Source organism: Rathayibacter sp. VKM Ac-2760, from assembly GCF_009834185.1.
GTDB lineage: Bacteria > Actinomycetota > Actinomycetes > Actinomycetales > Microbacteriaceae > Rathayibacter.
The window spans coordinates 165,543-180,946 of the sequence record NZ_CP047173.1 but is presented as its reverse complement, the minus strand read 5'-3'; the positions used below and the strand labels follow the sequence as shown (position 1 = coordinate 180,946).

The following is a 15,404-nucleotide window of genomic DNA, read 5'->3' as shown; positions in this document are numbered from 1 at the left end:
TACCCCTCGGACCCTCGCGGGGTCATCGGGGTTGCGCCGCCCTCAGCGCCTTGCTACGGCCGCGATCCGCTGCTCGAGGCCCTCGCGGACCGCGGGCCACTCCTCGACCAGGATCGAGTGCACCGCCGTGTCGCGCCACGAGCCGTCCGCGCGCCGCTGGTCGTGCCGGAGCAGGCCCTCGAAGACCGCGCCGAGCCGGAGGATCGCGGCCCGCGAGCGTGCGTTCACCGCGTCGGCCTGCAGCTTCACCCGCGAGAAGCCGCTGCGGAAGGCGAGGTCGAGCAGGAGGAGCTTCGTCTCCGGGTTGACCGCGGTGCCCCAGACCTCGGGGGCGTAGGCGGTCCAGCCGAGGTGCGCCGCCTCCCGCCGCTCGTCGAAGTCGGTCAGCGAGGACGTGCCGACGACCCGGCCGTCGACGAGAACGGCGTAGGGGTTGCCTGCCTCCCACGGGTAGTAGCGGCGGGCGAAGGCACGGAACTCCTCGGCGCCGTCGGGGAGGCCCGAGGGCCCGCCGCCGTAGCCCGCGGCGAACACCTCGGGGCGGCCGATCGCGGCCCGGAGCGGCTCCAGGTGCTCCTCGGTCAGCGGCTCGAGGACGACGAGGCGGCCGGTGAGCACGGCAGGGGCCGGGCGGACGGCGCGGCCGGGACGATCGGGGGAGGCGGGGCTGCTCATCCGGACATTCTGGGGGTCGCGGGCGCCGGCCGGGAGGTCCAGGACGCGTGCCAGCATGAGGTCCATGGACAGCACCGCGATGTTCGCCGCGTCGGCCGGCGCCCTGCTCCGCCTGGTCGAGCGGATCGGGGACGAGCAGTGGGCGCTCCCGGGGCTGGGCGTCTGGGACGTCCGCGGCCTGACCGGGCACGCCTCGCGGGCGATCACGACGGTCGAGACGTACTTGCTCGCGGAGGAGCCGGCCGCCGCGACCGTGCCCGACGCGCTCGGCTACTACGCGGCCCTGGCCGGCGGACGCGCCGACCCGGCGGCCGTGGCGCAGCGGGGCGTCGAGACCGGCGCGCTGCTGGGCGAGCGTCCGGCGGCGGTGATCGCGGCGTCACTCGAACGGACCCTCGCGCTGCTCGCGCAGCAGCCCCCCGGGCGCCTCGTCGCGATCGGGGAGCACGCCCTGGCGCTGGACGAGTACCTGCGGACCCGCGTGCTCGAGCTGGTCGTGCACACGCTCGACCTGTCGCGGGCGACGGGCCTCGCGCACGAGATCCCGCCCGAGGCGGTCGAGGCCTGCTCCGCGCTGGCGGGGGCACTCGCCGCTCGGGCGGGACGGGGTGAGGAGCTCCTGCTCGCGCTGAGCGGGCGGGAGCGGCTCGCGGACGGCTTCACGGTGCTGTGAGCGGCGCTCAGGCGACCGCGAGCGCCTCCACCGGCGACACCCGGGTCGCGCGGCGGGCGGGCAGGAGCGCCGACACCGCGGTGAGGACGATGCTGACCAGGATCACGGCGACCAGGATCCCGACCGGGATCGTCGGCGGCACCAGTCCGATGCCCGGCAGCGAGCCGAAGATCGCGACCGCCCCGGCCCAGCCGTAGAAGGCGCCGAGGACGAGACCCAGCAGCGCGGCGGCGATCACCATCTGCGCCGCCTCGACCACGACCATCCAGCGCACCTGCGAGCCCGTGAAGCCGAGCGCGCGGAGCAGGCCCAGCTCGCGGCGGCGCTGCAGCACGCTCAGCGAGAGCGTGTTGACCATGCCCACCGCCGCGAGCAGCACCGAGAAGCCGAGCAGGACGCTCATGATCGCCGTGCTGACCGCGACGAACTGGTCGAGCGCCGCGAAGATCTCCGGGCTCATCTCGCTCGAGGCGCGCATGATCGAGGAGAAGGTCGCGGCGGCCACCGCGAACATCGTGACGAGCGTCACTCCGATCACGAGGCCGATGACGGCACGCGCGCTCCGGGCCGGGTTGCGGGTGGCGTTCGCCGAGGCGAGGCGGGCGACGGGGCCGCCGCCGAAGGCTCGGCCGACCAGCGCGATCAGCGGCGGGAGCAGCACGGGAGCGCCGAGGACGACCCCGGTGAAGGAGAGCATGCCGCCGGCCAGCCCGATCAGGACGCCGAGCGGGCTGGCGAGCCCGACGGCGACGCCGATCAGCAGGAGCAGCACACCGACGACGAGGAGGACGATCGCCAGGACGTTCCGGCCGGTGCGTCCGCGGAGCTCGTCGTAGCGGGGCTCGGCGGCCGAACCGGCGGCCTGCGACGGAGCGACCGAGAGCACTCGGCGGGAACCGGCCCAGGAGGCGACGACGGTCGAGACGATCACGGCGAGCGCCGGCAGCAGCAGCCCGGGCGAGGCGAGCGGCACGGCGATGCGCGTGAAGGTCCCGGTGCTGAAGGCGATCTCGGCGCCCACGGCCACCAGGACGACGGCGGCGACGAGGCCGAGGGCCGCGCCGATCAGCCCCTGCACGAGACCGGTCCGCACCACCTCGGCGCGGAGCGAGCGGCCGGAGGCGCCCAGCAGGCGCAGCAGCGCGATCTCGCGGGTGCGGCCGGCGATCACGGTCGACACCGCGTTGGAGGTGACGATCGCGCCGACGAACACGGCGATGCCGAAGAAGACGCCGCCGACCACGCCCAGGGTCGTCGCGGCCTGCGCGATGCCGTCGAGACCGGCGGCCTCGAACGCCGCCACCATGTCGGCGATGACCATCACCAGGACCCCGCCGAACGCGGCGGAGAGCGCGGCGACCGTGATGATCGCGCCGCCGCCCTGACCGGAGGCGGCCCGCAGGCCCGTGCGGGCGCTCACGACGCTCCCTCCATCGAGAGCATCGCGCGCGAGATCTCCTCGGCGCTCATCCCGCGGCGGTCGTCGACGACGGCCCCGTCGCGGAGGAAGACGATGCGGTCGGCGAAGGCCGCGGCGATCGGGTCGTGGGTCACCATCGCGATCGACTGGCCGTACTCGCGCGTCGAGGCGCGGAGCAGGCTCAGCACCTCGCGGCCGGTGCGGGAGTCGAGGTTGCCGGTGGGCTCGTCGGCGAAGATGAGCTGCGGCCGGGTGGCCAGGGCTCGGGCGATGGCGACGCGCTGCTGCTGGCCGCCGGAGAGCTCGTGCGGGCGGTGGGTGAGGCGCTCGCGGAGACCGAGCGACTCGATCAGGCGCGCGATCCACTGCTCCTCCTCCGCGGTGACGCGGCGGCCGTCGAGCTCGAACGGGAGGCGGATGTTGCCGCGCACGTCGAGGGTCGGCACGAGGTTGAAGGCCTGGAAGACGAAGCCGACGCTGCGGCGACGGAGCACGGTGAGCTCGGCGTCGCCCATCGCGGTGATCTCGACGTCGCCGAGGAAGACGCGGCCGGCCGAGGCGGTGTCGAGGCCGGCGAGCACGTGCATCAGCGTGGACTTGCCTGAGCCGCTGGGGCCCATCACCGCGGTGAACTCGCCGCGCTCGATCGAGAGGGAGACGTCGTCGAGGGCGACGACGGGCGGCGTGCTGCCGTAGAGCTTGCGCACGCCCTCGACGCGCGCCACGACGGAGGAGGTCTGATTCTGCATGCCTCCGACGCTACGGAGCCGCCCCCGTCGCGCTCATCGCCCGGCGTGGCCCGTCGCCTCATCCCTCCGACCCACCCGTGCTAGTCCCTGCGGCCCCCCGCGAGATGCCACTTGTGCGCGGGATCCACGGCGTGTCGCGTACTCAAGTGGCATCTCGCGGCGGGGGATCAGCGCGGGGGGCGGGGGCGGAGGCCGGCTCGGCGGAGGGTCAGGGCGGAGAGGGCGGCGGTCGCAGCAGGGTCGCCGGCGCGCCAGGCGGGGACCGCCGCGGGGTGGGCGGCGAGGATCTCGCGCGGGGGCGCCTCGGTGAGGGCGCGGAGGGCCAGCAGCTCGGAGCCGCCGGGGGTCGCGCCGAGCGCGCGCAGCTCGGCGGTGCGGCGGGCGAAGCGCAGGCGCGGGCGGAGCCAGACCACGGCGAGCAGGAGCAGCGGCAGCCCGCCCACCGCGAGGCCCGCCACCAGGGCGAGCGCGCCCGCCAGCTGCTGCTGGTCGCGACCCGCCGCGGCCAGCACCGATCCGGCTCCGCTCGCCTCGTCGAACGGCGCGCGCACGGCGTCGCCGAGCAGCGGGATGCCGCCGAGCGTCGATCCGGCGTCGCTCATCGTCGTGCCGAAGCCGCTGCCGGCGCTCTCGAGGCGTCGGCCGATCTCGGCGAGCCCCGCGATCAGCGAGCCGACCGCGATCCCGGCCGCGACGGCGACCGCCGCGAGGGCCAGGGCGAGGGCGTCGGCGACGATCTGCCGGGCGCGCACGGCGGGGAGGTCGGCGTAGATCTGCATGCGCCGATCATCCCCCGGGATCGCCGGGAAGGCGCCGCTCAGTCGAGGAGGTCGTGCAGGACGACGACCTGCTCGCGCTCCGGGCCGACGCCGATCGCGGAGAAGCGGGCGCCGCTCATCGCCTCGAGGGCGCGGACGTAGTCCTGCGCGGTCTGCGGCAGGTCGGCGAACGTCCGGCAGCCGGTGATGTCCTCCTGCCAGCCGGGGAACTCCTCGTAGATCGGCTTCGCGTGGTGGAAGTCGCTCTGCGAGACGGGGACCTCGTCGTGGCGGACGCCGTCGACCTCGTAGGCGACGCAGACCGGGATGGTCTCCAGGCCCGAGAGCACGTCGAGCTTGGTCAGCACGAAGTCGGTGACGCCGTTGATCCGCGCGGAGTAGCGGGCGATCGGGGCGTCGTACCAGCCGCAGCGGCGCGGGCGGCCGGTGGTGGTGCCGAATTCGAAGCCCTGCTTGCGCAGGTACTCGCCCCACTCGTCGAAGAGCTCGGTCGGGAACGGGCCGGCGCCGACGCGGGTCGTGTAGGCCTTGATGACCGCGATGACGCGCTCGATGCGGTTCGGTGCCACTCCGGAGCCGGTCGCCGCGCCGCCCGACGTGGCGTTCGAGGAGGTGACGAACGGGTAGGTGCCGTGGTCGACGTCGAGCATCGTGGCCTGGCCGGCCTCGAAGAGCACGGTCTTGCCGGCGTCGAGCGCGCGGGCGAGCACGAGCGAGGTGTCGGCGACCATCGGGCGCAGGCGCTCGGTGTACTGCAGCAGGTCCTCCATGACCTGCTCGACCAGGATCGCGCGGCGGTTGTAGACCTTCACCAGCAGGTGGTTCTTCTGGTCGAGGGCGCCCTCGACCTTCTGGCGCAGGATGTTCTCGTCGAAGAGGTCCTGGATCCGGATGCCGACGCGGTTGATCTTGTCGGCGTAGGCCGGGCCGATGCCGCGGCCGGTGGTGCCGATCTGACGCTTGCCGAGGAAGCGCTCCGTCACCTTGTCGAGCGTGCGGTGGTAGCTGGTGATGACGTGCGCGTTGGCGCTGACCAGCAGCTTCGACACGTCGACGCCGCGGGCGCTCAGCGCCTCGAGCTCGTGGAAGAGCACCTCGATGTCGACGACGACGCCGTTCGCGATGACGGGCACGACGCCCGGCGTGAGGATTCCCGAGGGCAGCAGGTGCAGCGCGTACTTCTCGTCGCCGACGACGACGGTGTGGCCGGCGTTGTTGCCGCCGTTGAACTTCACGACGTAGTCGACGCGGCTGCCGAGCAGGTCGGTCGCGCGTCCCTTGCCCTCGTCGCCCCACTGGGCGCCGGTGATGACGATTGCTGGCATGGCGTGTCCTTCGCGGGTGGGAGCGGAGTCGGGGGCGTGCACTCGATCTCGAGGGCGAGCCTCGGCGGCCGGCGGGGCATCCGTTGGCGCAGCAGCGCGACCAGCCGATCAATTCTAGCGGAGGGGGCCCTCCAGCGGCTCGTGCGCACGGGCCCTGCTGCGGGGCGCCGACCGATAGCCGAGCGATGCTCTCGAACCCGTAACGATGCGTTCACAACCGGCGCATAGATTCGAACTCGTTCACACTCCACCGATCACGCGAACAGGAAACCGATGCGCACACTCCGCGCCGCAAGCCTCCTCGCCGTCGTCGCGCTCGGGGCGGCCACCGCCGCTCCCCTCGCGAGCGCGGCCGCCCTCGACGACGGCGTCGAGCTCACCCTGGTGTCGACGACCGACACGCACGGGCACGTCTACAACTGGGACTACTTCGCGAACGCGCCCTACGAGGGCGAGGACACGCTGGGCCTCACCCGCGTCGCGACCGAGGTCGACCGCCTCCGCGCCGAGAAGGGCGACGACTCCGTCCTCGTCTTCGACAACGGGGACGCGATCCAGGGCACGCCGCTCACCTACTACTACGGCCTCGGCGACGGCGCCGCGGGCGTGCTCTCGGGCGAGACGACGCACCCGATGGCCACCGCGTTCAACACCATCGGCTACGACGCGCAGGTCGTCGGCAACCACGAGTTCAACTACGGCCTCGACATGCTCAGCGCCTACGAGGGCGATCTGAACGCCCCGCTGCTCGGCGCCAACGTGATCGACGTCGCCACCGGCGACCCCTACCAGAAGCCGTTCACCGTGATCGAGCGCGAGATCGACGGCGAGACCGTGCGGGTCGGCGTGCTCGGCCTGGTCACCCCGGGCGTCCGCGTCTGGGACAAGCAGTACGTCGACGGCGTGCTCGAGTTCCGCGACATGGTCGAGACCGCGAAGGAGTGGGTGCCGCGGGTCCAGGCCGAGGCCGACGTGGTCGTCGTCCTCGCGCACACCGGCCAGGGCACCGTCCCGGACGCCGAGTACGACCCGGCCGACCTCAATGAGGACGTCGTCAACAACATCGCGACGCAGGTCCCCGGCATCGACGTGGTCGTCGCCGGCCACAGCCACCAGGACGTCCCCGAGACGCTCTACACGAACGTCGCCGGCGAGCAGGTCCTCGTCACGCAGCCGTCCTTCTGGGCGCAGGGCCTCACCGAGGTGACCCTGAACCTGGTGAAGGACGCAGCGGGCGATCTGCAGGTCGACTGGACCGAGGGCAGCGCCCCGGTCGTCACTCCGGTCTACGCGCGCGACATCGCCGAGGAGTCGACCGCCGTGGTCGACGCCCTCGCCGAGCAGCACGCGACCACGATCGAGTACGTGAACACCCCCGTGGCGGAGTCGCTCGAGGAGCTCTCGGCCGCGACCTCGCGCTACGAGGACACCCCGATCATCGACTTCATCAACAACGTCCAGGCCGAGACGGTCGACGCCGCGCTCGAGGGCACGGAGTGGGCCGACGTCCCGGTGATCTCGCAGGCGTCGCCGTTCTCGCGCACCGCGGTCTTCCCGAAGGGGCAGGTCACGATCCGCGACATCGCGGGGCTCTACATCTACGAGAACACCCTCCGGGGCGTCGAGATGACGGGCGCGGAGGTGCGCGACTACCTCGAGTACTCGGCGCGCTACTTCAACCAGGTGGCCCCGGGCGCCGCGTTCGACCCGGCCACGGGCACGAACGCGATCACCGCGGACCGGCCCACGGGCATCCCGGACTACAACTACGACGCGCTCTCCGGACTCGACTACGTCATCGACATCTCGCAGCCGGCCGGCTCGCGGATCCGCGACCTGACGCAGCTCGACGGCACCCCCGTCGCCGACGACGACCGCTTCGTGATGGCCGTCAACAACTACCGGCAGAGCGGGGGCGGCGCCTATCCGGCGGTAGCCGCGGCCCCCCTCGTCTACGACGAGCGGCTCGAGATCCGGCAGCTGCTGATCGACTGGGCGAGCGCGCGCGGCGTGATCGACCAGGCGGACTTCTTCGATCAGAACTGGTCGCTGACGTCGGTCGCGGCGGAGGTCCCGGCCGAGCCCGGCACTCCCGGCCAGCCCGGGACGCCCGATGAGCCCGGAACGCCCGAGCCGACCGAGCAGCCCACCGCGACTCCGGTGCCGCTGCCGTCCGCCACGCCCGTCCCCGTCGCCGGGGGCTCGCACTCCGGGCCGCTCGCGAACACGGGCGTCGACGCGGCCTCGTACGCCGGAGGCGCGGCCCTGCTGCTGCTCGCCGGCATCGCGCTGACGGTGCTCCGCCGCCGCCGCTCCGCCTCGCACTCGGAGTAGCCGACCGCACCACGCGCCCGACCGGACGGCGCCGCCCTCACTCCCGTGGGCGGCGCCGTCTCGCGTTCCAGGCGGCGAGCACGCCGGTGGACCACAGCGCCCAGAGCACGAGCAGCGGCTGGAAGAGCAGCCGGATCGCCCGCGCGGCGTCGGTCTCGAGACCGAAGGCCGGCGTGCGGGTGACGAGCTGCGAGACGTTGCCGGGGAACACCGCCACGAAGAACGCGGCGACCACGATCCCCACCAGCACCCGCCGGCGCCGGACCAGCAGGAGGGCGAGCCCGAGCGCGATCTCGACCACGCCGGAAGCCAGGACGACGAAGTCCGCGTCGAACGGCAGCCACGGCGGCACCTGCGCCTGGAAGGACTGCCGAGCGAAGGTCAGGTGCCCGGTCCCGGCGAGGACGAGCACGAGCCCGAGGAGGACGCGGGAGATCGTGCGCGGGAGGGTCATCGCCCCAGTCTGCGCCCGCCCCGTGTCGGGTGCCGCGCTGCTCCTCGTGCGCCGTCGCCGGAGGTGCGTCAGGAGCGGCGCGCGACCCGCTCGGTCCCCGCCCGCGCGGGGAGGGGACCGTAGCCGTCCCGCACGACGAGAAGGACGGCAGCGGCGACGGCCCAGACGATCAGGGCGGCGATGACGATGAGGAAGACCATGGTGAACTCCTGGGGACCCGGGCGCTGTCTGCGCCGAGTACGACGATCCGCGTAAGACCCCCTGAGCCGCATCGGGCGATCGCCCTATCCCTCCCGATCCGCCTGCTGGCGCGGATCCAGGCCCCCGATCGGCTCGGCAGCGGCGACCGCGGAGCGTCGATCCGACCGGACGCGCCCGCCGGCTCGGAACCGGCCGCCGCCGCCGCTCCGGAAGTAGGGCGACCGCCCGATGCCCCCGGCCCGGCCGCCGCGCGAGCCTCTCCTCATCGCATCGACGAGAGGACCGACATGATGCTCAGCGAGTACTCCTTCCCCGCCCTTCTGGAGGATCGGGAGCGCCGCCTCGACCGGGCCGCGGAGATCGAGCGCCTGCGCCGCGAACGCGCGCCTCGCCGGGCCGCGCTCCGACCACTGGCACGCCTCCGCTCTCTCCGCCGCGCCGCCCGCGCTCACGCCTGACCCGCCGCGAGCCGATCCGGCCGTCGACCCGCGGGAAACCGACACGATCGTCGCCGGGCCGCCGTTCGCGTCGGAGGTCGGTGGGAGCATGGTGGCCATGCCCCTGCTGCTCGCCCCGACCGCCCTCGTGGGGCGCGACGACGACCTGGCAGCGCTGCAGCGGGCCTACGAGCGGGTGCTCGTCGGCGGACCGCGCACGGTCGTGGTCGGCGGCGAGGCCGGGATCGGCAAGAGCCGGCTCGTGGCCGAGTTCGTGCAGCGGCTGCCGCCCGAGGCGCTCGTGCTCCGCGGCCAGTGCGTCGATCTCGATCGCGACGCGCCGCCGTACGCCCCGATCACGGCGCCGCTGCGCGAGCTGGCGCGCGTCCTCGGCTCCGACGAGCTCGCGGCGCTCGCGGGCCCGTCGGCCGAGGGGCTGCGCATCCTCCTGCCCGAGCTGCCCGCGAGCGGGGAGCCCGCGGCCGCCGCTCCTCCCGTGCTCGAGGCGGTCACGGTCGCGCTCGAGGCGGCGTCGACGCTCCGGCCGATCGTGCTGGTCGTCGAGGATCTGCACTGGGTCGACCCGGCGACGATCGGCGTGCTGCGGTTCCTCGTGCGCGTCGCGACCGCCGGGCGGATCCTCGTGGTCCTCACCTTCCGGAGCGATCAGCTGCGCCGGGGCGATCCGCTGCGCGCCTGGCTCCCCGAGCTCGAGCGGAGCGACCGGGTGCAGCGGCTCGAGCTCGCGCGACTCGATCGCCGCGGCGTAGAGGCGATGGTCGCCTCCGTCCGCGGCACGGCCGTCGCTCCGCGCGACCTCGCCCTCGTGGTCGAGCGCACGGAGGGGGTGCCGTTCTTCGTCGAGGAGTTCGCGCGCGCCGAGGCCGCGACGGTCCCCGAGTGCTATCCGGAGTCGTTGCACGACGTCCTCCTCGCCCGGTACGACGGGCTCAGCGAGCCGACGCAGAAGATCCTGCGCACGCTCTCGGCCGGCGGAACCTGCGTCGAGCACGACCTGATCACGGTGGTGCACGGCGAGGCCGAGGCCGTCGAGGCGGCCGCGCGCGAGGCGATCGCCGGCGGGGTGCTCGTCGTCGAGGGCAGCAGCTACACCTTCCGGCACGCCCTCGTCCGCGACGCGATCCACGACGAGCTCCTGCCGGGCGAGCGGGTGCGCGCGCACACCTGCTACGCCGAGGCGCTCGAGTCGCGCGGGCCGTCCGCCGCCTCCGAGATCTCGTACCACTGGATGGCCGCCCACCACTCCGAGCGGGCGTTCACCGCGTCGCTGACCGCGATGGCGCACGCCCGCGCCTCCTTCGCCCACGCCCTCGCCGCGCGCATGGGCGAGCGGGCCCTCGAACTGTGGGAGCAGGCGCCGGCCGGGGCCCGCGGTCGCGACCGGGCCGACCTTCTGGGCTCGACCGCCCACCACTTCCGCGACGCGGGCGAGAGCGAGCGGGCGATCGCCCTCGTCGACGAGGCGCTCGCGATCGAGCCTCTCGACGCGCCGCGCCGGGCGACGCTCCTGCGCGACAAGGCGTCCTATTTCGCGAACCTCGGGCAGGTCGGCTCCGTCGTGCTGCTGCGCGAGGCGCTCGCCCTCCTCGAGGGCGCGGAGCCGAGCGTGCTGCGTGCCCGGATCCTCGGCGAGCTCGCCGCGCGGCTGATGCTCGAGGCCGACCTCGACGAGGCCGTGGCCGTCGCCGACGCGGCGGCCGCCGAGGCCGAGTCGGTCGGCTCGCAGGGCCGGCGGAGTGTCGCCGTGAACATCCGCGGCATGGCGCTGGTCGAGCTGGGCCGCGTCGACGAGGGCCTCGCGGGGCTCGAGCTCGCCGGGGTGCTCGCGGGCGACGACGACTCCGCCCGCCTCCGCTACTGGCTCAACCTCTCCGACGCCCTCGCGCTCCTCGGCCGCTTCCGCGAGGCCGTCGCCGCGGCCGAGGAAGGCGCAGAGCACGCCCGTCGGCACGGGGTCGCGCGCACTCTCGGCGCGATGCTGATGGCCAACGCGGCCGACGCCCTCGCCTCGATCGGCGAGTGGCGCCGTGCCGAGGAGCTGCTCGATCGCGCGCTCGAGCTCGACGCCCCGCTGGGCTTCGCCGCGCACCTGCAGCGCCGCAAGCTCTGGACCATGCTGTGGCGCGGCGACCCGCAGGCGGCGGCGGCGCTCCTCGCGCGGTGGCGGCAGCCCCTGAGTCGTCAGCTGCGCACGGAGCGGCACTCGCTCGTCGGTCTCGCGAAGGTCGCCGGCGCGATCGCGCTCGAGAACGGCGATGTCGGAGCCGCGTGGGCCGAGGTCCGCGACGCGATCGGTCCCGAGCACCGTCCGCTCCCCTCCGCCGATCTCCTCCTGCTCGTCGTCGTGGCGCGCATCGTCGCGGCGGCCCGGCGCGAGGGCCTCCCGCTGGTCGATCCCGAGGGGGTCCCTGTCGAGGCGGAGGAGCGCCTGCGCGCTATCCTCGCCACGGCGTCCGACTGGCCCACGGCACCCGCGTTCGTCGCGGTGATCGAGGCCGAGCTCGGCGGCGCCTCCGGAACGGGCGACGACCCCGCCCTCTGGGCGGCCGCCGCCACCGCCAACGAGGCGCCCACCGCGCTCGTGCACCTGCTCCCCTACTCGCGGCTCCGTCTCGCTGAGGCGCTGGCCGGGTCGGGCCGTCGCGAGGAGGCGGAACGGGAGGCGCGCGCGGCGTGCGTCGTCGCCGAGCGCGCCGGACTCGGGCTGCTCATCGACGCCGTCGGCCGCTTCGAGCGCCGCCTCGGGCACGGCGACGCCGTCCCCGGCGGTGAGCTGCTGACCGAGCGCGAGCGCCAGGTCCTCGCGCTGGTCGAGCAGGGCCTCGGCAACCGCGCCATCGCCGAGGAGCTGTTCATCAGCATCAAGACGGCGAGCGTGCACGTCTCGAACATCCTGCGCAAGCTCGGAGCGACGACGCGCACCGAGGCCGCCTACCTGGCGCGGCGGACCACGGCGGGCTGAGGCTCCCGCGCGCTCGGCCTCGAACCCGGCGCGCCCGCCCCGTATCCTCGATACCGCGCGCGCCCCGCCGCGCCCTTCGCACCGCCCTGTCCGCAGACCGTGAAACGAGTTCCATGAGCACCCTGCCCCGCCTGATGGCCTTCGACCTCGACGACACCCTCGCCGCCTCGAAGTCCCCCGTCGACCCGGCGATGGCCGACCTCTTCGTCAAGCTGCTCCAGGCGACCGAGGTGTGCATCATCTCCGGCGGCCAGATCGGCCAGTTCCGGATGCAGGTGCTGGACCGCCTCGAGGGCGCCGACCCCGCCGTGCTGGCGAAGCTGCACCTGATGCCCACCTGCGGCACGCAGTACTACCGCTACGAGAACGGCGACTGGGCGCAGATCTACGCCGAGAACCTCACCGACGACGAGAAGTCGCGCGCCCTCGCCGCCGTCGAGGAGAAGGCCAAGGAGCTCGGCTACTGGGAGTCCGAGACCTGGGGTCCGATCCTCGAGGACCGCGACTCGCAGATCACGTTCTCCGCCCTCGGCCAGGCCGCTCCCGTGCCGGTCAAGCAGGCCTGGGACCCGACCGGCGAGAAGAAGAACACCCTCCGCGAGGCCGTTCAGGCCGTGCTGCCCGACCTCGAGGTGCGCTCCGGCGGCTCCACCTCGGTCGACATCACCCGCAAGGGCATCGACAAGGCCTACGGGATGAACAAGCTCACCGAGCTCACCGGCATCCCCCTCGACGAGATGATCTTCGTCGGCGACCGCCTCGACCCGGACGGCAACGACTACCCCGTCAAGGCGATGGGCGTCGAGTGCTTCGCGGTCGAGGGCTGGCACGACACCGCCGCCTACCTCCGCTCCTACGGCCTCTGACCTGCGAGCCCGGTCCTCCCCCGCGAGATGCCACTTGTGAGCGCGACACGCCGCGAAAGTCGGTCACAAGTGGCATCTCGCGAGAGGCGCCGGGGTCGGGGTCGGGTCAGGCGTCCTCGGTGAGCGAGCCGGCGGCGGTGCCGTCGAGGGCGAGGCGGAGGCGGCGCGGCAGCTTCGCGACGATGATCGCGTGCGACTCCGCCACCAGCTCGGCGAGCAGCCCGTCCTCGACCCGGCCGGCCGCGTCGACGGTCACCCAGTGCTTCTTGTTGAGGTGGTAGCCCGGCTCGATGCCGTCGACGCCCGCGACGAGGTGCACGACGTTCTCGGGCAGCGCCTTCACGCTGATCACCGGCCGGCCGAACCGCTCCATCTCGAGCGCGAAGACCTTGCCCTCGACCTTCCACACCCGCGTCTCGGGACCGAACGGGAAGCTCGCACCGGAGCCGGGCAGGTCGGCGAGGAGGGACTCGAGGGCGGCGGCATCCACGGCCCCATTCTGCACGCGTAGGCTCGTCCTGTCGTCCGTCCAGCCAGTGGAGCAGTCTCCGCCGTCGGACGACCGGAATCGGATCCGACCATGCCAGACCCCTCGACCACCTCGACCCTGAGCCGCGCGACCGGCCGGTACGCGCAGGCGTTCGCCGTCCCGGGGTCGCTCGCCTTCTCCTCCTCCGGCTGGTTCGGGCGCTTCCCCAAGGGCAGCCTCGCCATCGGTGTGCTCGTGCTCGTCAGCGCGCAGTCGGGCAGCTACGCCCTCGGCGGCGCCGTCTCGGGCGCGCTGACGCTCGCCCTCGCCGTGACGGGGCCGCTCTGGTCCCGGGTGATGGACCGCTGGGGGCAGCGCCGCGCGCTCGCGCTGTCGCTGCCGCTGCTCGTCGCCGCCTCGCTCGGGCTCGTCGCGGCCGTGCTGCTCGGCGCGCCGGTCTGGAGTTGGTTCGTGCTCGGCGTGCTCGCCGGGGCAGCCGTGCTCGACGTCGGCTCGGCGGTCCGCTCGCGCTGGAGCGCGGCGACGACCGACCCCGGGCTGCGGCACACCGCGTACTCGGTCGAGTCGGTGGCGGACGAGGCGGCCTTCGTGGTCGCGCCGCCGATCGTGACCCTGCTCGCCTCGCTCGTGCATCCTGCGGCGGGCGTCCTCGTCGGGCTCGGGATCGGCGTGGCCGGCGGAGTCGCGCTGCTCGTGCAGACGGGGACGCAGCCGCCACTCGCACCCGCGCGCTCGGCAGCGTCGCCGGCCCGGGAGCGCCTGCCGCTCGGCCTGGTCGGGATCGTCGCGGTGTTCGCGACCATCGGCGGGGTCTTCGGCTCGTTCAACGTCGCGGCGATCGCGACGGCGGAGGCTTCCGGCGCCGGTGCCGCGTCGGGGCTGCTGCTCTCGGCGTACAGCATCGGCAGCGTGCTGACCGGGGTCGTCGTGGGGGCCGCGCGCCTGCCCGGCGGCCCGCGCTCGCGGTTCCTGGTGGCGGGCGCCGTCTTCGGGGTGGTCGTGCCGGTGCTCGTCCTCGCCGGCTCGCTGCCCGTGCTGATCGCGCTGGCGTTCGTCGCCGGACTCGCGACGTCACCGCTGCTGATCACCGGCTCGAGCCTCGTCGAGTCGATCGCCCCGCGCCGCCGCCTCACGGAGGCGCTCGCCTGGCCGCCGACCGGCGTCGCGCTCGGCGCCACCGCCGGCTCCACCCTGAGCGGCCTCGCGGTCGAGGCGCTGGGGCCGCAGTCCGGCTTCCTGGTCACGGCCGGCTCGGCCGCCCTCGGCGCGGTGCTGACCCTCGCGACGGTGCTGTTCCTCCGCGGCCGCGCCGCTTCCGCGGACGCCGGCTCGACTCGCTGACCGAGCGGCCCGCCCGAATCTGCTGATCGAACAACCTGCGCAGCAGCGTTCCCTGCTGATCGAGTAGCCCGCGCAGCGGGCGTATCGAGATCCACCGTCCTCAGAAGAGTGGGTCTCGATACGCCCCTGCGGGCTACTCGACCAGCAGGTGACGGATCAGTCCGCGCCCAGGATGACGATGGCGGCGGTAGGGGGCAGCGCATCCTCGTGGTAGCGCTCGATCTCGGGAATGGCGGCGGGGTCGGCCTGCTCGAGGAAGCCGGTGAGGCGGGCGACCTCGTCGGTCTCGCCGATGGACTCGGCGGCGCGGCGGAGCGCGTAGAGCGCGAGCAGGAAGCCGCGGTTCGGGCCGTGGCGCCACGGGATCGGGCCCTGGCCGCGCCAGCCGGCGGTGCGGAGGAGGTCCAGGCCGCGGTGGTAGCCGACGCGAGCGTAGGCGTAGGAGGGGAGGGCCGCATCGATGCCCCACACGCTGTCGGCGAGCAGCGCCCACGCGAGCGGGGAGCGCGGGTGCGCGGCGGCGAGCGCGGCGAACTCGACGGCTCCCGGGTTCGCGTGCTTGGCGACGGCCGCGGTGACCGCGGGCTCGTCCGGGAGGAGGGTCGGTTCGGGGCCCAGCAGGTTCTCGCCATTCATGCCCTCAGGGTAACCCGCTCCCGCTGTGCCCCCTCCGGGGA

Annotated in this window: 14 protein-coding genes; 5 read left to right on the top strand and 9 right to left on the bottom strand. The window is 73.9% G+C overall.

What is annotated here, in order from left to right; all coding sequences use genetic code 11:
• Positions 1-42: 42 nt before the first annotated feature.
• Positions 43-675 (bottom strand): GNAT family protein, encoded by a 633-nt coding sequence (locus tag GSU72_RS00765; RefSeq protein ID WP_159982886.1) that lies wholly within the window; start codon positions 673-675, stop codon positions 43-45.
• Between the two features lie 64 nt (positions 676-739).
• Between GSU72_RS00765 and GSU72_RS00760 the strand changes: the two genes are divergently transcribed.
• A complete protein-coding gene (locus tag GSU72_RS00760; protein WP_159982884.1) occupies positions 740-1,348 on the top strand; it encodes a maleylpyruvate isomerase N-terminal domain-containing protein in 609 nt (202 codons plus the stop codon).
• Between the two features lie 7 nt (positions 1,349-1,355).
• Here GSU72_RS00760 and GSU72_RS00755 read toward each other — a convergent pair whose 3' ends face one another.
• From GSU72_RS00755 to GSU72_RS00740, 4 genes are all read right to left on the bottom strand, one after another.
• The gene (locus GSU72_RS00755; RefSeq protein ID WP_244255916.1) at positions 1,356-2,768 is read right to left on the bottom strand and encodes an FtsX-like permease family protein; all 1,413 of its coding nucleotides are present in this window, start codon (positions 2,766-2,768) and stop codon (positions 1,356-1,358) included.
• The gene (locus GSU72_RS00750; RefSeq protein ID WP_159982882.1) at positions 2,765-3,517 is read right to left on the bottom strand and encodes an ABC transporter ATP-binding protein; all 753 of its coding nucleotides are present in this window, start codon (positions 3,515-3,517) and stop codon (positions 2,765-2,767) included. The genes GSU72_RS00755 and GSU72_RS00750 overlap by 4 nt, the downstream gene beginning before the upstream one ends.
• Positions 3,518-3,684: 167 nt before the next feature.
• The gene (locus GSU72_RS00745; RefSeq protein ID WP_159982880.1) at positions 3,685-4,296 is read right to left on the bottom strand and encodes a hypothetical protein; all 612 of its coding nucleotides are present in this window, start codon (positions 4,294-4,296) and stop codon (positions 3,685-3,687) included.
• A gap of 38 nt (positions 4,297-4,334) precedes the next feature.
• A complete protein-coding gene (locus GSU72_RS00740) occupies positions 4,335-5,621 on the bottom strand; it encodes an adenylosuccinate synthase (protein ID WP_159982878.1) in 1,287 nt (428 codons plus the stop codon).
• Positions 5,622-5,894: 273 nt separating this feature from the next.
• Between GSU72_RS00740 and GSU72_RS00735 the strand changes: the two genes are divergently transcribed.
• Positions 5,895-7,955 carry a 5'-nucleotidase C-terminal domain-containing protein gene (locus tag GSU72_RS00735; RefSeq protein ID WP_159982876.1) on the top strand — a complete coding sequence of 687 codons (2,061 nt, stop codon included), beginning with the start codon at positions 5,895-5,897 and terminating at the stop codon, positions 7,953-7,955.
• Between the two features lie 37 nt (positions 7,956-7,992).
• Here the strand turns inward: GSU72_RS00735 and GSU72_RS00730 are convergent, their stop codons facing one another.
• The gene (locus tag GSU72_RS00730; protein WP_159982874.1) at positions 7,993-8,409 is read right to left on the bottom strand and encodes a DoxX family membrane protein; all 417 of its coding nucleotides are present in this window, start codon (positions 8,407-8,409) and stop codon (positions 7,993-7,995) included.
• Between the two features lie 68 nt (positions 8,410-8,477).
• The gene (locus tag GSU72_RS21770) at positions 8,478-8,609 is read right to left on the bottom strand and encodes a hypothetical protein (protein ID WP_279631710.1); all 132 of its coding nucleotides are present in this window, start codon (positions 8,607-8,609) and stop codon (positions 8,478-8,480) included.
• 556 nt (positions 8,610-9,165) lie between these two features.
• Between GSU72_RS21770 and GSU72_RS00725 the strand changes: the two genes are divergently transcribed.
• Together GSU72_RS00725 and GSU72_RS00720 are read left to right on the top strand one after the other, a co-directional pair.
• Positions 9,166-12,030: a helix-turn-helix transcriptional regulator gene (locus tag GSU72_RS00725; protein ID WP_159982872.1), complete on the top strand. Its 2,865-nt coding sequence runs from the start codon at positions 9,166-9,168 to the stop codon at positions 12,028-12,030.
• A 113-nt stretch (positions 12,031-12,143) separates the two neighbouring features.
• Positions 12,144-12,896 (top strand): HAD-IIB family hydrolase, encoded by a 753-nt coding sequence (locus GSU72_RS00720; protein WP_159982870.1) that lies wholly within the window; start codon positions 12,144-12,146, stop codon positions 12,894-12,896.
• Positions 12,897-13,002: 106 nt separating this feature from the next.
• Here GSU72_RS00720 and GSU72_RS21380 read toward each other — a convergent pair whose 3' ends face one another.
• Positions 13,003-13,386 (bottom strand): MmcQ/YjbR family DNA-binding protein, encoded by a 384-nt coding sequence (locus GSU72_RS21380; RefSeq protein WP_244255915.1) that lies wholly within the window; start codon positions 13,384-13,386, stop codon positions 13,003-13,005.
• 90 nt (positions 13,387-13,476) lie between these two features.
• Between GSU72_RS21380 and GSU72_RS21375 the strand changes: the two genes are divergently transcribed.
• Positions 13,477-14,727, top strand: coding sequence for an MFS transporter (locus GSU72_RS21375; RefSeq protein WP_244255914.1), 1,251 nt, complete (start codon positions 13,477-13,479; stop codon positions 14,725-14,727).
• 156 nt (positions 14,728-14,883) lie between these two features.
• Here GSU72_RS21375 and GSU72_RS00705 read toward each other — a convergent pair whose 3' ends face one another.
• Positions 14,884-15,363 (bottom strand): DUF3151 domain-containing protein, encoded by a 480-nt coding sequence (locus GSU72_RS00705; protein ID WP_159982864.1) that lies wholly within the window; start codon positions 15,361-15,363, stop codon positions 14,884-14,886.
• Positions 15,364-15,404: the final 41 nt, after the last annotated feature.

What these genes read in the sequence shown, in the direction of transcription:
- GSU72_RS00725 (WP_159982872.1), top strand. Translation starts at nt 9,166, where the DNA reads ATGCCCCTGCTGCTCGCCCCGACCGCCCTCGTGGGGCGCGACGACGAC.
- GSU72_RS00760 (WP_159982884.1), top strand. Translation starts at nt 740, where the DNA reads ATGGACAGCACCGCGATGTTCGCCGCGTCGGCCGGCGCCCTGCTCCGC.
- GSU72_RS00750 (WP_159982882.1), bottom strand. Translation starts at nt 3,517, where the DNA reads ATGCAGAATCAGACCTCCTCCGTCGTGGCGCGCGTCGAGGGCGTGCGC.
- GSU72_RS00745 (WP_159982880.1), bottom strand. Translation starts at nt 4,296, where the DNA reads ATGCAGATCTACGCCGACCTCCCCGCCGTGCGCGCCCGGCAGATCGTC.
- GSU72_RS00705 (WP_159982864.1), bottom strand. Translation starts at nt 15,363, where the DNA reads ATGAATGGCGAGAACCTGCTGGGCCCCGAACCGACCCTCCTCCCGGAC.
- GSU72_RS00730 (WP_159982874.1), bottom strand. Translation starts at nt 8,409, where the DNA reads ATGACCCTCCCGCGCACGATCTCCCGCGTCCTCCTCGGGCTCGTGCTC.
- GSU72_RS00765 (WP_159982886.1), bottom strand. Translation starts at nt 675, where the DNA reads ATGAGCAGCCCCGCCTCCCCCGATCGTCCCGGCCGCGCCGTCCGCCCG.
- GSU72_RS21770 (WP_279631710.1), bottom strand. Translation starts at nt 8,609, where the DNA reads ATGGTCTTCCTCATCGTCATCGCCGCCCTGATCGTCTGGGCCGTCGCC.
- GSU72_RS00720 (WP_159982870.1), top strand. Translation starts at nt 12,144, where the DNA reads ATGAGCACCCTGCCCCGCCTGATGGCCTTCGACCTCGACGACACCCTC.
- GSU72_RS00740 (WP_159982878.1), bottom strand. Translation starts at nt 5,621, where the DNA reads ATGCCAGCAATCGTCATCACCGGCGCCCAGTGGGGCGACGAGGGCAAG.
- GSU72_RS00735 (WP_159982876.1), top strand. Translation starts at nt 5,895, where the DNA reads ATGCGCACACTCCGCGCCGCAAGCCTCCTCGCCGTCGTCGCGCTCGGG.
- GSU72_RS21375 (WP_244255914.1), top strand. Translation starts at nt 13,477, where the DNA reads ATGCCAGACCCCTCGACCACCTCGACCCTGAGCCGCGCGACCGGCCGG.